This window comes from Elusimicrobiota bacterium (assembly GCA_026388095.1).
Lineage (GTDB): Bacteria > Elusimicrobiota > Elusimicrobia > UBA1565 > UBA9628 > UBA9628.
The window spans coordinates 13,043-25,440 of record JAPLKL010000078.1 but is presented as its reverse complement, the minus strand read 5'-3'; the positions used below and the strand labels follow the sequence as shown (position 1 = coordinate 25,440).

The following is a 12,398-nucleotide window of genomic DNA, read 5'->3' as shown; positions in this document are numbered from 1 at the left end:
ACTCTTCCTGATGAAGAGCTCACGCGCCAAGGCCATCGCTGTCGGGCTCGCCCTGCTCTGCCTGCTGACCGCTCCCGGCTCCGAGGCGTTCCAGGCCATGGCCGCGGTGACGGTGCAGTCGCAGGCCGTCGCCCCGCTGACGGCCCCCGCCCAGGTCGGGGCCATGGGGATGCTGGCGCCGGGCACCTCTGGATCCCTGTCCACCGCGCTGAGCCCTGTCAGCCTCAAGGGGACGCTGTCCGTGACCCCCACGCCGGGAGTCCGGACTCAAGCCGCTCCGTCCCCCTTGGCTCTGACTGCGCCGGCCGCCGTCCCTTCGGCCGCGGCGAAGATCGTGCTCGCTCCGCAAGGGACCCCGGTCTTAGAAGCCCCCACCGCTTTGCAGGCTCTCACCCAAGGCTCGGAGCGCATCGCAGCCAGCGCCGGCCAGGGCGGCTCCGTCGCATCCCAGCGCCAGGCCGTCGACGAGCTGTTCCTGGGCCGAGGCCTGGCGGCGCCGGATGAAGTGGCGGCCGCGCCGCTGGCCGACTCCGCGCCCAGCGGCCTGCGCCCGGCCGCGCTGGCCGGCTCGGCCGCTCCGCGCGCCCCGCCGGCGCCTCAGCGCAGCCTGCTCCGCTCCCTGCGCGTGGGCTGGCTGGCGGCCGTAGCCCCTCTAGCCATCACGCTCGTCACGACCGCGGTCGCCGCGTACCTGGGCTACCAACAGCACCCAGGATATCAGAGCCCCGTCCCGCACCAGCTCACCGTCGCGACCGTGTCCGCCTTGGCGGTGGACGCCGCGGTCATGGCGCCGGTCTCCGAGGAGATGCTCTTCCGCAACGGGCTCCTGGCCGGCCTGCGCCGGATGATGCGGCGCATCCCGTTGCTCGGGGAGTTCTGGCTGCCGGCTTTGGTCAGTTCCGTGGTCTTCGTCGCCGTCCACGAGCTCTCCGATCCCCTGCTCTTCGCCACGCGCCTGGTCCACTCTTTGATCCTGAGCTACGCTTATCACAAGGAAGGCCTGCCCTCCTCGATCGCGGCGCACGCTTTCTTCAACGGCCTGCTGACCTTGCCTTTGGTCCTGTCGCTGCTGCCCGGTCCCGCCGCCCTGATCGCCAACATCCTGACCCTGCCCATCGCCGCCCTGCTGACTTGGCGCGTCTTCAAGGCCCTCAAGGCCCAGGCCCCGGACCAGGCCTCCGGCCGCGTCCAGCCCCTGGAGCTCACGGCCCTGCCGTCCTTGCTGCTGGCGGCCCTGCTCGTGGCGGGCTACGTCTTCCTGGTCCCCAACCCCATCTGGATCCTGGGCGCCTTCGGCTACGTCTGGCGCGCCGCGCGGCTCATGCTGCGCAAGATGAGGTCGGGACCCCGGGCTCCCTAGTCTTCCAACTGGAAGAGGATGGCCTGCGGCATCTTGACCGGGACCGGCTCGCCTTTGAGGCCGAGGGCGGGAGAGAAGCGCATGCGCTTGGCCACTTCCTTGGCGCCCGCGTCGAAAGCCGCCCCTCCGGACTGGCCGATGTCGACCGGGTCGACCTTGCCTTCCACGCTGATGTGCAGGAACACGATCACTTTCCCTTCCCGGCCGGCGCGGCGCTCGCTTTCCGGGTAGAAGCGCCTCATGATGGCCAGAAGTTCGTTCTTATTGAGGAGCACGGGGAGTTTGGAAAGCGCCGCTCTCCCATTGCCCGTGCAGCCGGGACAACCCTCATCCGAGCCGACTCCGGAACCGCCGAGCTTGGCCGCCGTGCCAGTGCCCTCCGGAGCGCCGCCCGGCGTGGGCGCAGGCTCCGGAAGATTCTCCACGACCTTGGTGTTGGGTCCGGGCGTCACCCAGTCTTTGGGCGGCGGGGTAACGGGGACGGGCTTGGGAGGAGTGTTGTCCTCTGCCGGCTTGGGCAGGCCCTTGGCATCCGGCACCAATTTCTTAGGAGCCCCCAGCTTGGCCGGGCCGGTGCCATTGATGCCTGAGGTCATGCTCAGGTCGATCTCCAGAAGCGGAGGCGCGGCCGAATGGCGGGCCAGGCGGCCGCCGATGAGCAGCCCCACGTGCAGGGCGAAAGAGGCCGCCAGGCACTTCTGGAAAAGGTCCGGTCCTTTCTTCGTTTCCCGCTGCATCGAACCCTGCGCCGTTACTTGGCTTTGACTTCGAGGCCGATCTTGTGCACGCCCGCGCCGCGCACCACGTCCAAGAGTTGGACAATCTCCCCGTAAGGAAGGTTCCGGTCCGCGCGCAGGGACACGCGCAGGTCCGCGGACCGGGCGACCAAGGACCGGAGCTCGACTCCGAGCTGCGCCTCGGTCACGCGCTTGCCGGAGAGGGATATCTCGCGCTGGGCGTTGTAGACCACCTGCAGGGCCTCCGTGGCCGCCCGCTCGTGCTGAGCCGCCTTGGGCAGGTCCACCTTCATGGCCCGGTTATGGATCAGCGGCGCCGTGGCCATGAAGATGATGAGCACCACCAGGATGATGTCCACCAGCGGGGTGACGTTGATCGCCGTGATGGGGCCGTCGTCATTGGCGCCGGAGGAGGCCATGTCCCGCCTACTTGCGCCCCGCAGGGGCGTGCTGCGAGCGCACCTGGGCCAGCAGGATGCGGCCGAAGGACTCGGTGCGGGCCAGGAGGTCCTTGGCCTTGCCGGAGAGGTAGTTGTAGCTCACCACGCAGGGGATGGCCACGAAGAGGCCCACGGCGGTGGCCACCAGCGCCTCGGAGAGGCCCTGCATCACCACCTCGGGGCCGGAGCCGCTCTGAGCCAGGTCGTGGAAAGACTTGATGACGCCCAGAACGGTGCCGAAGAGCCCCACGAAGGGCGCGTTGTTGCCCAAGGTCCCCAAGATCAGCAGGCGCCGCTCCAGGCCCCGCTTCTCCGCGAGGGTGGCCGCCACAAGGTGGTCTTCCACCCCCGCGGGGCCGTGACGCGCCTGCGCCAGCCCCGCCAGCAGGATGCGCGAGGCCGCGCCGGGATGCCGCGCGATCGTCTTTTCGAGCTCGGGCATCCCCTCGGAAGAGACGCCGCCGAGGAATGCCGCGTCGAGGCCCGCCAGAGCCTCTTCCTCGCGGCGCAGCACGATGACCCGCTCCACGATCACGGCCAGGGCCACCACCGAGCACAGCAGCAGCAGGTAGATGACCCAACTGCCGCCGGTGAGCGCAAGACCCGTCAAGATTTTCAGATCCATATCTATTATGGCCTCAGGGAGTGTTGAATTTCTGGAGGTTCAAGAGGGCCGAGCACATCTCGGCCTTGACCATCTGGTTGCTTTCCATAGAGAACCACTGCATGATCTTGGTGTACTCGTAGGAACCGCCCTGCTCTCCCAGGTAGCGGATGGCCATGGACCGCACGAGCCAGTCCTGGTTCTGCGCGAGATTGAGCAGGATCTCCCGTCCGAAGATGTCGCCCATGTGCCACATGCCGCTGGCCGCATAGACCTGCACCAGCAAGGAGGCATCCACGCGCGCCGCGTTGCCCACCTGGAATTGGACCGCGGGGTTCTGCAAAGTCAGAAGGGACTCCAGCGCCCCGAAGCGAGTCGTGATGTTGGGGGCGACGATGGCGCCCTGGAACAGGGGGAGGTAGCGCAGGTCATGGGTGAAGGCCAGGGCCACCATGGCCGCGGCCCGGGTCTGGACGTTGGTCCCCAGCCGCGAGACCTTCTCGAGCTCCGAGTCCATCTGCATGTCGGTCACGCCGGCCAGGCCCTCGGTGAGCAAGAAGCCCAGCTCGGTGTAGCGGGTCTTGAGCTTGTACCCGGTCGCGGTGGAGAGCCTGCTGAGGTTCCCGATGGACGCGTCCAGAGCGGCCTGGGAGTCGGGCCGCGCGTCCATGCGCTGCTGCAGCAGGCGCATGAGGTGCGCGTTGATCTGGGGGTCGATGGCCAGCTGGTTCTGGATCTTGACGCGGTGCGCGACGACCACCAGGGGCTCGAGCTGGAAGGCGGCCAGGTCCACGGTGGGATGAGGCGCCTCAGTCGCCGGGGGCGGCGGGGGCGGCGGCTCCTTCTTCGGGAAAAGCTTGAGCGCCGCGATGCAGTACTCGGCCACGACGAAGTCGTTGACCGTCTCGCGGCCGATGCGGGAGACGAGCAGGTCGTAGTCCTCGGCGCCGCCGTAATCGCCCAGATACTGAGCGGCCATGGCGCGCACCAGCCAGGAGCTGTGGTCCAGATAGGCGCGCAGGCGCAGGAGTCCCGCCGGGTCCTGCAGGCGCGCCAGCCCGCCGGCCGCGTAGACGCGCAGGATGGGCTCCGAGTCGCTCTCCGCGACCTGCGTGAGCAGGGGCATGGATCTCTCCGGGTGGTCCCAGATGAGCAGCGCCTCCAGGGCCCCGAAGCGCACGGCCGGGTCCAGGTGGATGAGGGCCTCGCGGAACACGTCGTAATGGACCGCGTCGTGCGTCCCGGCCAGGGCCACCAAAGCCGCGGCGCGGGTCTCTCCGTCGGCGTCCCAGCGCGCCAGGTTCATGAGCCGCTCGCGGAAGACCGGGTCGGCGTTGCGGGACAGGGCCTCCGCCAGGGGGATGCCGAGGGAAAGGTAGCGCGTGCGCAGCTGGTAGCCGATGGGAGACCCCAAGTTGATGAGGTCGCCCTCGGGCGTCCCCGGCTGGAACTGGGAGACATCCACCTTGAACTGGCGCTTGGCCTCCACGAGGTCTACGAGCGCGTTGGTGATCTGCGCGTCGGTCTTGATCGGCGTGGGGCCGCCGGGCGTGGCCAGGGGCGGGTTGCCGGTCTGGATCTGGGGCAAAGTGGGCAGTTCGCCCAAGCAGCCCCCTAAGGCGAGGGCCGCGACCGCCGGCACGGCGAGGCGCCAGTGTCTCATGGTTTGATTGTACCTTTTTGGCTTCAAGTCATCTTCACCACGATGTCGCCGATGATGTCGGCGGCCTCGTCGCCCCGGTCCGCCGCGTTGGAGAGGTGCCGGTAGATCTCCCGGAGCTTGAGGATCTCCTTGACGTCGTCGATCTTGAAGAGCTCGGCCAGGGCCTCGCGGTAGCGGTGCTCCACGAAGTTCTCGGCCTTCTTGGCGCGCACGATGTGCTGCTGGCAGACGTTGGGATGGGTGGTGATCAGCGGGATTGCGGCCGCGATCTCCTGGGACGCTTCCCGGAGGCCCTCGGCCATGCGCTTGAGGTGCTCGTTGGACTTGGCCTCGAAGAGGTTCATCTCCTCCACCGTGGACTTGGCGTAGTCGATCATGTCGTCGATGGCGCGCGAGAGGGCGTAGATGTCCTCCCGGTCGAAGGGCGTGACGAAGGAGAGGTTGAGCTCCTCGATGAGGATGCGCCGCATCTCGTCGGCCTCATCCTCCAGCCGGACCACCAGCTTATCCCGCTCGGGGGTGGGGTCCGCGAGGTACTCCTGCAGGGCCTGCATGCCCTCGGCGGTCTTCTCCGCCTGCTCTTTGAGCATCTTGACGAAATCCCGCTGGGGCGGGAAGAAGATATCACGGAGTCCCATTCAAGACCTCCCGAAGACGTGGAAGACGACGCGCAACAAAAAATAGGCCGCCGCGGCCAGCCCCGCCGAGACCGGGATGGTGACGATCCAGGCCAAGGCGATGTCGAAAGCCATGTTCCAGCGCACGGCTTTGACGCGCTCCGCGCAGCCCACGCCCGCGATGGCCGAGGAGACCACGTGGGTGGTGGACACCGGGCCCCCGAAGACGGCCGCGGACATGATGACCGCGGCCGAGGCGCTCTGGGCCGCGAAGCCGTTGATGGGCCGCAGGCGGTAGATGCGGTCGCCCACGGTCTTGATGATGCGCCAGCCGCCGATGGCCGTGCCCAAGCCCATGGCCAGGGCGCAGACGCCGATGGACCAGGCCGGCACCGCGAACGCATGCAGGACTCCGGTGGAGACCAAGGTCATGGCGATGAGTCCCATGGACTTCTGGGCGTCATTGGTCCCGTGGGAAAGGGCCAGCGCCACGGCCGAGACGACCTGCAAGCGCTTGTAGACCTCGTTCAAGCGCGGGGTGAAGCCGCGCGACAGGAAGAGCAGGATCTTCTGGGCCCAATAGCCGGCGAAGAGGCCGATCACGGGCGAGGTGAAGAGCACGACCAGGACCGCGGTGAAGCCGTGCACCCTGAGGTGCGTCGGCCCCGAGGCGGCCAGGACGGCTCCGGCCATGCCTCCGACCAAAGCGTGGCTCGAGGATGAAGGCAAAGCGAAGTACCAGGTGATGAGGCCCCAGGCGATGGAGCCCAGCAGAGCGGCCAGGATGACGCCCACCGTGGCGTCCTCCGGGCGGATGATGCCTGACCCGATGGTCCGGGCCACGGCCGTGCCGAAGAGGAAGGGGCCGACGAACTCGGCCAAGGCCGCGATGATCAGGGCGCTCCCCGGCTGGAAGGCGCGCGTGGAGATCATGGTGGCCACCACGTTGGCCGCGTCGTGGAAGCCGTTGACGAAGGAGAAGCCGACGGCCAGCACGATGATGACGATCGCCACGGCGGGGACGACGCTCAGCAGGTCCATGGGGAGAGTAGATTATATCCCATAACTCATGCGCAGCCTGAAACAATTCCGTCACACGGCTCAGCTAGACTGTCATTGCAGCCGCAACAGCTAGGCGCATCGAGAACGACAACAGGACGACAACAGCCGCAACTCTCCTGCCACGAGCGCCGCCCAGACGAGCTTGCTTGTCTGGGCGGCTTGATTTTCTACCCAGCGCCCGGCCGAAGGCCGGGCGCTCGTTCAACGGCCAGACTCAGGAGCAGATGTCTCTTCGAACCTCTTGAGGATCTTCTCCAGCCACCGCTGGTCCATCTCGTCGAAGGCCGCGGGCGCGGCGCTGTCCACGTCGAAGACCGCCCAGACCTTGCCGGCCTTGTCGAAGACCGGCAGGGCGATCTCCGAAAGGTTGCGCGGGTCGCATTCGACGTGCGCCTCGCCCAGCGCCTTCACGTCCGGCACCACCAGCGCCCGGCCGCTGGCCGCCACCCGGCCGCAGACCCCGTGCATGGGCAAGGGCGAGCAGGCCGGCTTGTCGCGGTGCGGCCCCAGGACCAGGCTCTGGCCGTCCGCGGCGAGCAGGTAGAAGCCGCACCAGGAGTAGGGGCTGCCGGCGAACGCGTCCCAAAGGACGTCCACCACCTCGCGCATCATCCGGTCGGCCTTGAGCTCCCGGCGCCGCCACTTGCGCTCCAGGGCCAGATGCACTTTGTCGTAGCGCGCGCGGGACGGGCGCCCCTTGAGGCGCTCCTCTTCCGTGGTCCGGTCAGGGTTGTCTTCCATCGGGACTCCTCTCGGATACGAGTTGGCCGCAGGCCCCCTGGATGTCGGCGCCCAGGCTCTGCCGCAGCGTGGCCTTCAGGCCGGCGGCCAGCAGCCGGTCCTGGAACCGCCGGGCCTCGGGCTCGGACGTGGGCCGCAGCGAAGCCGTGGTCGGGTTGGTCGGGTTATAAAGGATGAGGTTGACGTGGAAGAGCTCGGGCCGGCCCAGGCGGCGCACGAAAGCGACCAGGGCGTCAGCGTCGGCCGGACGGTCGTTGACCCCGGAGAACAGCGCGTACTCGAGCAGGACCTTGCGGCTGCTGGAACCGAGATATTTCCCCAAGGCGCGGGCCAAGTCCGCCAGCGGGAAGGCCTTGTTGGCCGGAACGAGCCGGCTGCGCAGCTCGTCTTCGGCCGCGTGCAGGGACACGGCCAGGTTGATCTGCGGGAAATCCGCGGCGAAGCGCTCGATGCCCTGGGGGATGCCCACGGTCGAGACCGAGACATGCCGGGCGCCGATGCCGTGCTGCCTGCGGTCGATGAGGTTCCTGAGGCTCTCGGCCACGGCCTCGTAGTTGGCCAGGGGCTCGCCCATGCCCATGTAGACCACGTTGTCCAGCCCCCCCTCCAGGCCTTCGCGCCGCATGTGCTGGCGCCAGAACAGCACCTGGTCCGTGATCTCCTCCGCGGTCAGGTCGCGCACGAAGCCCATCCGCCCCGTGGCGCAAAAGGCGCAGCCGAAGGCGCAGCCGACCTGCGTGGACACGCAGGCCGTCCAGCGCCGCGGGCTCGGGCGCAGCAGCACCGTCTCCACGACCTTCGCGTCCAGCAGCGCCAGCGCCGCCTTGCGCGCGCGGCCGTCCGGAGAAACGAGCAGCTCGCGAGGCGCCAGGCACAGGATGGGAGCGGTCTTGGACAGTTCGGCGCGCAGCGCCAGGGGCAGGACCGAGATATCCTCATAGGAGGAGACGGCATGGCCGAAGACCGCCCGGCGCGCTTGTTCCAATCGATAGGGCGGCAGGCCCAGCTCCTTGACCGCCTTGGCCGCGCGCCGGAGGTCCACTAAGCGACCCCCGCGACGGCGCGGCCGCCGGCGGGCGTGAGGACCTTGGCCGCGGCGAGCCGGCCGGAACGCACGCAGTCCGGCAGGCCCGCGCCGCGGTAGGATTCCCCGGCCAGGATCAGCCCGGGGAAGGACTGCAGGCAGGACTCCAGGCGCCGCACGCGCAAGGCGTGGCCGATGGTGTACTGGGGATGCGCGGCCGGCCAGCGCGCCACCCGCGTCCAGCGCGGATGGGCGTCTCCCAGTCCCAGGATATCGCGCAGCTCGGCGCGCGCCGTGCGCGAGGCGTCCTCGCCGATCGCTTCCGCCCCTCCCAGCAAGCCCCGCAGAAGGATGAGGTCTTCAGGCGCGCGGCCGGGGAACTTGCTGGAGGTGAAGGCGGCGGAGGCCAAGCGCCGGCCCTCGGACCTGGGCACGATCAAGCCGGCCGCTCCGAGCGGGTAGGAGAAGCCCTTGCGGTCATACGCCAAGGTCACGACCGCTGCTGCCCCGTAAGGGATCTCGCGCAGGACTCCGGCCAACTCCGGGTCGAGGGCGTCAAGCACCGGAGCCAGCGCCGGCGCGGGCAGGGCCGCGATCACGGCGTCGAAGGCCTCGGGGCCCGCGGCGGTGCGCACCTCCCAGCCTCCGTTGCGGCGCGACAGCCTGGCCACGGCCGCGCCCAGGCGCAGGCTGCCGGAGGGCAGGCGCCGCGCCAAGGCCTCGGGCAGGAGCGCGAGGCCGCCGCGCAGGGTCACGGGCAGAGCGGCGTGCGTCTCGACGGCAGAGCGCCGGCTGCGCCCCCCCCAGCAATGGCGGAGCAATCCCCCGCGCCGCTCCACGTCCGCGAACTGCGGGAAGGTGCTGCGCAGGCTCAGGCGCGCGGGGTCGCCCTGGCAGGCGCCGGCCAGGATCGGGTCGACGAGCCGGTCCACCGCTTCCGGGCCCAGGCGCCGGCCGAAGAAGGCGGACAAGGACTCGTCGCTCTCCCCGTCCTCGGCCGGGATGAGGGGCTCAGCCAGCAGGCGCAGCTTGGCCTTCCAGCTCAGCAGGTCGCTGAACAGGAAGGGCCACCAGCACGCGGGCATGACCTGCCCCATGCCCTCGGGCAGGGGCCGCAGGCGGCCGGCGGCCAGGATGAGGAGCCGGCGGTGCCTAGGATCGATGTGCAGGAGCTCGGAGCCCAGGCCCAGCTCCCGGATCAGCTCCATGACCTGCGGCTTGGCCGTGCTGAAGGAGTCGGGGCCGGACTCGTAGAGCACGTGGTCATTCGTCTCGGTGAGGATCTTGCCCCCGGCGCGGGGCGCCGCCTCGAACACGACCACCTCGGGGGGCTGCTGGCGCCCGCCGCCGCGGTGGCGCAGCTCGTATGCGGCCGAGAGTCCGGTGAGTCCGGCTCCCAGGACCGCGACTCGGCGAGGCCGCCCTTGATTCATGGGAGGCATATGATACTAATTCTACGGCGCTGTTCCCGAGCGGCCGATCCGTTCGCTTTTCCTGTCGCTGCGGGAAATTCTTCCTTTACAAAACGCCGATCTGAGGTTAAACTGACCATATGGTTCGGTCCTATGGCGGTGAGCCATGAACGCCGGCTTCCTGAGCCGGCGCGTTCTCAAGATCGTCATCCTGCTGATAGCCGGAGCCTTGATCCTGGGCGCCTACATCAGGGGCAAGAGGATGAGGCCCGACGAGGCCCGGTTCGAGGCGCATAGGGCGCCGGCGCCCAAGCCCGAGTATCCGGAGAGCGACCTCAAAGGCCTTCCGGTGAGTCCCGGGCCCGCTCCGGACAGCATGGACCTGATCTCAGGCGGCGTGACCGATCCGGACGAGGCTGAGCGCGAGGCCAAGGCCAAGGCCCGGGCAGAGGCCGCCAAGGCGGAACAGGAGGCTCGGGAGAAGGCGTCGGCGACCCCGGCGCAGGCGCCTGCGGCGACCGCCCTGCCCGCTGCCTCAGCCGAGGGAAAGGAAAAAGAGGCCGCTTCCGGCAGCAAGCCCGCCGCGCTTGCCAAGCCGGGGGTCCTCAGCGGAGGCCAGGGTCTGTCCGGAGGGATCGGCCGGAGTTTTGAAGGCAAGACTCTGGGCAAGGCCAAGTCGGACGGACTGTAGCGCCCCCAAATCAAACAGCCAGGAGGGTGTCCGCGGTGCGCAGGGTCTCCAGCAGGGCCTCCGCGGTCTTGGCGCGCAGGAGCTTGCGGCGCAGGTTCTCGTTGGTCAGCAGCGCGGCGATGCGGCTGAGGATCTTGAGCTGGACGATGGGGGTCGAGACCGGAGTCAGGATCAGGAAGACCAGGCGCACCGGCACGTTGTCCGGGCTCGCGCCGGGCACCGGCTTGGAAAAGCGCCCGACCACGACGAACGGCCGGGCCAGGCCGGGCAGGCGGGCGTGCGGCACGGCCGCGCCGCGGCCGACCGCGCTGGAGAGCTTGGCCTCCCGGTCCAAGACGGCCTTGAGGACCTCTTCCTCGTTGAGCTCCGGGACCGCGGCCTTGAGCCGGGAGACCAGCAAGGCGGCGGCCGCCTTGCGGTCCGAGGCCTGCAGACCCACCGCCACCGCCGGGCCCACGACCAGGTCCGCCAAGCGCCAGGCCTGAGGCAGGTCGAACTCGTCGTGGATCTCGCCGACCAGCTCCTCCATGATGTCCTCAAGAGTGATCAGGCCGCTGATGCGTCCCTCGGCGTTCTTGACCACGGCCAGATGGATGCCCTTGTCCGGGAAGGTCTTGACCAGCTTCTCCAGGGATTCCCCCTCGGGGACCTCGGCCAGCTCGCGCCTGATCGCGCGCAGGTCCGGGGCCGGCCCTGCGAGCGGCTTGAGCACCAGGTCCTTGAGATGGACCATGCCGACGGCGTTCTCCAGGCCGCCGGCGCAGAGCGGATAGCGGGAGAAGCGCCTCAAGCGGACGACCTCCATGTTCTCGGCCCAGCTCTTGTCCACGGAAAGGAAGGCGATCTTCTCCGCCGGGACCATGGCGTCCGAGACCTTGGCCGTGCCCAGGTCGAAGAGGTTCTCCAGCAGGAGGAGCCGCTCCAACGGGAAGGAGCCTTTCTCCTGGTTCTCCCCCAGCAGGACGCGCATCTCCTCCTCGGAAAGGGTGGACTCCGTCTCCGCGGCCGGCTTGAAACCCAAAAGCTTGAGCACGGCCTTGGAGAGGCCGGACATGAGCGCGACCAAAGGCCGGATCGCCCGCGCGTAGGCCCGCATGGGATAGGCGCCCCAGAGCGAGATCACCTCGGCCTTCTGGATGCCCACGGCCCGGGGCACGAGCTCGCCCAGGACGATCTGGGTCGTGGACAGAAGGCTCAGCCCCACGGCGAAGGCGAGGCCGTGGACGAGATGTCCCGGCAGCACGACGCCCAGCCCGACCAGGCGGCCTTCCAGCCAATGGGCCAGGGCCGGCTCGCCGATCCAGCCCAAAGCCAGGCTGAGCACGGTGATGCCCAACTGGAACGCGGCCATGTAGTCGTCGAGGCGCCCGAGCATCTCCTGGACCCGCACGGCCCTGAGGCTGCCCTTGCGGGCCAGCACCTCGATGCGGGAGGAGCGGACCCGGATGAGGGAGAACTCCATGGCCACGAAGAAAGCGTTGCCCGCGATGAGCAGAAGACAGACTAATGTTAATGTGAACATCCGCGAGTATTATATAAATTGCCGTCCGGTTATGATATAATCGCGGATAGTCGGAGGGACAATGGCAGAACCGCGCGAATTCAAGCCTTTAAAGGAATTGGGCACCATCTCCCTTTCGGAGACTACCCAGATCAAGTTCTACGTGGACGAGTACAAGGGCTACAAATACGGCTCGGTGCGCACCTTCATCCAGGGGGATTCCTACACCGGCCCCACCAAGTCCGGCATCACTTTGAACGCGACCCTCCTCGACGGCGTCGTCCCGGTCCTGCAGCAGCTCCCCAAGGAGCCCAACACCATGGAGGACAGGGAGCTGGCGCGCTTCCCGAAGAAGGCGGGCGTCGAGCTCGTGGTGCGCATCACCATCTTCCGCGACACCACCGGCGTGGACCTGCGCGAATGGGTCGAGGACTCGTCCTATAAAGGATGGTCCAAGAAGGGAGTGCGCATCCCTTACAAGGACGTGGCCCAGGCCGTCTCCTATCTCAAGGAGATGCGCCTGCTCGTCGCCAAGGACTAGCCGGG

At 68.5% G+C, this 12,398-nt stretch carries 13 protein-coding genes; 3 read left to right on the top strand and 10 right to left on the bottom strand.

Annotated features, from left to right (window positions below):
- The first annotated feature begins 10 nt into the window (after nt 1-10).
- Complete coding sequence (locus tag NTY77_19760; GenBank protein MCX5797733.1) at nt 11-1,360, top strand: CPBP family intramembrane metalloprotease; 1,350 nt, start codon at nt 11-13, stop codon at nt 1,358-1,360.
- Here NTY77_19760 and NTY77_19755 read toward each other — a convergent pair.
- The 9 genes from NTY77_19755 to hemG form a co-directional block, all read right to left on the bottom strand.
- A complete protein-coding gene (locus NTY77_19755; GenBank protein ID MCX5797732.1) occupies nt 1,357-2,097 on the bottom strand; it encodes an energy transducer TonB in 741 nt (246 codons plus the stop codon). The genes NTY77_19760 and NTY77_19755 overlap by 4 nt on opposite strands.
- A gap of 14 nt (nt 2,098-2,111) precedes the next feature.
- Nucleotides 2,112-2,516 (bottom strand): biopolymer transporter ExbD, encoded by a 405-nt coding sequence (locus NTY77_19750; protein MCX5797731.1) that lies wholly within the window; start codon nt 2,514-2,516, stop codon nt 2,112-2,114.
- Between the two features lie 7 nt (nt 2,517-2,523).
- Nucleotides 2,524-3,162: a MotA/TolQ/ExbB proton channel family protein gene (locus tag NTY77_19745; GenBank protein ID MCX5797730.1), complete on the bottom strand. Its 639-nt coding sequence runs from the start codon at nt 3,160-3,162 to the stop codon at nt 2,524-2,526.
- A 13-nt stretch (nt 3,163-3,175) separates the two neighbouring features.
- Complete coding sequence (locus NTY77_19740; GenBank protein MCX5797729.1) at nt 3,176-4,804, bottom strand: HEAT repeat domain-containing protein; 1,629 nt, start codon at nt 4,802-4,804, stop codon at nt 3,176-3,178.
- Nucleotides 4,805-4,827: 23 nt separating this feature from the next.
- Nucleotides 4,828-5,442: a DUF47 family protein gene (locus NTY77_19735; GenBank protein ID MCX5797728.1), complete on the bottom strand. Its 615-nt coding sequence runs from the start codon at nt 5,440-5,442 to the stop codon at nt 4,828-4,830.
- Nucleotides 5,443-6,462: an inorganic phosphate transporter gene (locus NTY77_19730; protein ID MCX5797727.1), complete on the bottom strand. Its 1,020-nt coding sequence runs from the start codon at nt 6,460-6,462 to the stop codon at nt 5,443-5,445.
- Between the two features lie 222 nt (nt 6,463-6,684).
- Nucleotides 6,685-7,224, bottom strand: coding sequence for a GAF domain-containing protein (locus tag NTY77_19725; GenBank protein ID MCX5797726.1), 540 nt, complete (start codon nt 7,222-7,224; stop codon nt 6,685-6,687).
- The gene (locus tag NTY77_19720; GenBank protein ID MCX5797725.1) at nt 7,208-8,266 is read right to left on the bottom strand and encodes a 23S rRNA (adenine(2503)-C(2))-methyltransferase RlmN; all 1,059 of its coding nucleotides are present in this window, start codon (nt 8,264-8,266) and stop codon (nt 7,208-7,210) included. Before NTY77_19720 ends, NTY77_19725 begins: the two co-directional genes overlap by 17 nt.
- Nucleotides 8,266-9,681 (bottom strand): protoporphyrinogen oxidase, encoded by a 1,416-nt coding sequence (gene hemG, locus NTY77_19715; GenBank protein MCX5797724.1) that lies wholly within the window; start codon nt 9,679-9,681, stop codon nt 8,266-8,268. Before hemG ends, NTY77_19720 begins: the two co-directional genes overlap by 1 nt.
- 145 nt (nt 9,682-9,826) lie before the next feature.
- On the opposite strand from hemG, the gene NTY77_19710 reads away from it, so the two are divergent.
- On the top strand, nt 9,827-10,351 hold the full coding sequence (locus NTY77_19710; protein MCX5797723.1) for a hypothetical protein: 525 nt from the start codon (nt 9,827-9,829) through the stop codon (nt 10,349-10,351).
- 10 nt (nt 10,352-10,361) lie between these two features.
- Here the strand turns inward: NTY77_19710 and NTY77_19705 are convergent, their stop codons facing one another.
- Nucleotides 10,362-11,873, bottom strand: a complete 1,512-nt coding sequence (locus tag NTY77_19705) for a CNNM domain-containing protein (protein ID MCX5797722.1) — start codon at nt 11,871-11,873, stop codon at nt 10,362-10,364.
- Between the two features lie 61 nt (nt 11,874-11,934).
- Between NTY77_19705 and NTY77_19700 the strand changes: the two genes are divergently transcribed.
- Nucleotides 11,935-12,393, top strand: coding sequence for a PC4/YdbC family ssDNA-binding protein (locus tag NTY77_19700; GenBank protein ID MCX5797721.1), 459 nt, complete (start codon nt 11,935-11,937; stop codon nt 12,391-12,393).
- Nucleotides 12,394-12,398 lie beyond the last annotated feature (5 nt).

What these genes read in the sequence shown, in the direction of transcription:
- NTY77_19705 (MCX5797722.1), bottom strand. Translation starts at nt 11,873, where the DNA reads ATGTTCACATTAACATTAGTCTGTCTTCTGCTCATCGCGGGCAACGCT.
- NTY77_19700 (MCX5797721.1), top strand. Translation starts at nt 11,935, where the DNA reads ATGGCAGAACCGCGCGAATTCAAGCCTTTAAAGGAATTGGGCACCATC.
- hemG (MCX5797724.1), bottom strand. Translation starts at nt 9,681, where the DNA reads ATGAATCAAGGGCGGCCTCGCCGAGTCGCGGTCCTGGGAGCCGGACTC.
- NTY77_19745 (MCX5797730.1), bottom strand. Translation starts at nt 3,162, where the DNA reads ATGGATCTGAAAATCTTGACGGGTCTTGCGCTCACCGGCGGCAGTTGG.
- NTY77_19730 (MCX5797727.1), bottom strand. Translation starts at nt 6,462, where the DNA reads ATGGACCTGCTGAGCGTCGTCCCCGCCGTGGCGATCGTCATCATCGTG.
- NTY77_19710 (MCX5797723.1), top strand. Translation starts at nt 9,827, where the DNA reads ATGAACGCCGGCTTCCTGAGCCGGCGCGTTCTCAAGATCGTCATCCTG.
- NTY77_19760 (MCX5797733.1), top strand. Translation starts at nt 11, where the DNA reads ATGAAGAGCTCACGCGCCAAGGCCATCGCTGTCGGGCTCGCCCTGCTC.
- NTY77_19750 (MCX5797731.1), bottom strand. Translation starts at nt 2,516, where the DNA reads ATGGCCTCCTCCGGCGCCAATGACGACGGCCCCATCACGGCGATCAAC.
- NTY77_19735 (MCX5797728.1), bottom strand. Translation starts at nt 5,442, where the DNA reads ATGGGACTCCGTGATATCTTCTTCCCGCCCCAGCGGGATTTCGTCAAG.
- NTY77_19725 (MCX5797726.1), bottom strand. Translation starts at nt 7,224, where the DNA reads ATGGAAGACAACCCTGACCGGACCACGGAAGAGGAGCGCCTCAAGGGG.
- NTY77_19755 (MCX5797732.1), bottom strand. Translation starts at nt 2,097, where the DNA reads ATGCAGCGGGAAACGAAGAAAGGACCGGACCTTTTCCAGAAGTGCCTG.
- NTY77_19740 (MCX5797729.1), bottom strand. Translation starts at nt 4,804, where the DNA reads ATGAGACACTGGCGCCTCGCCGTGCCGGCGGTCGCGGCCCTCGCCTTA.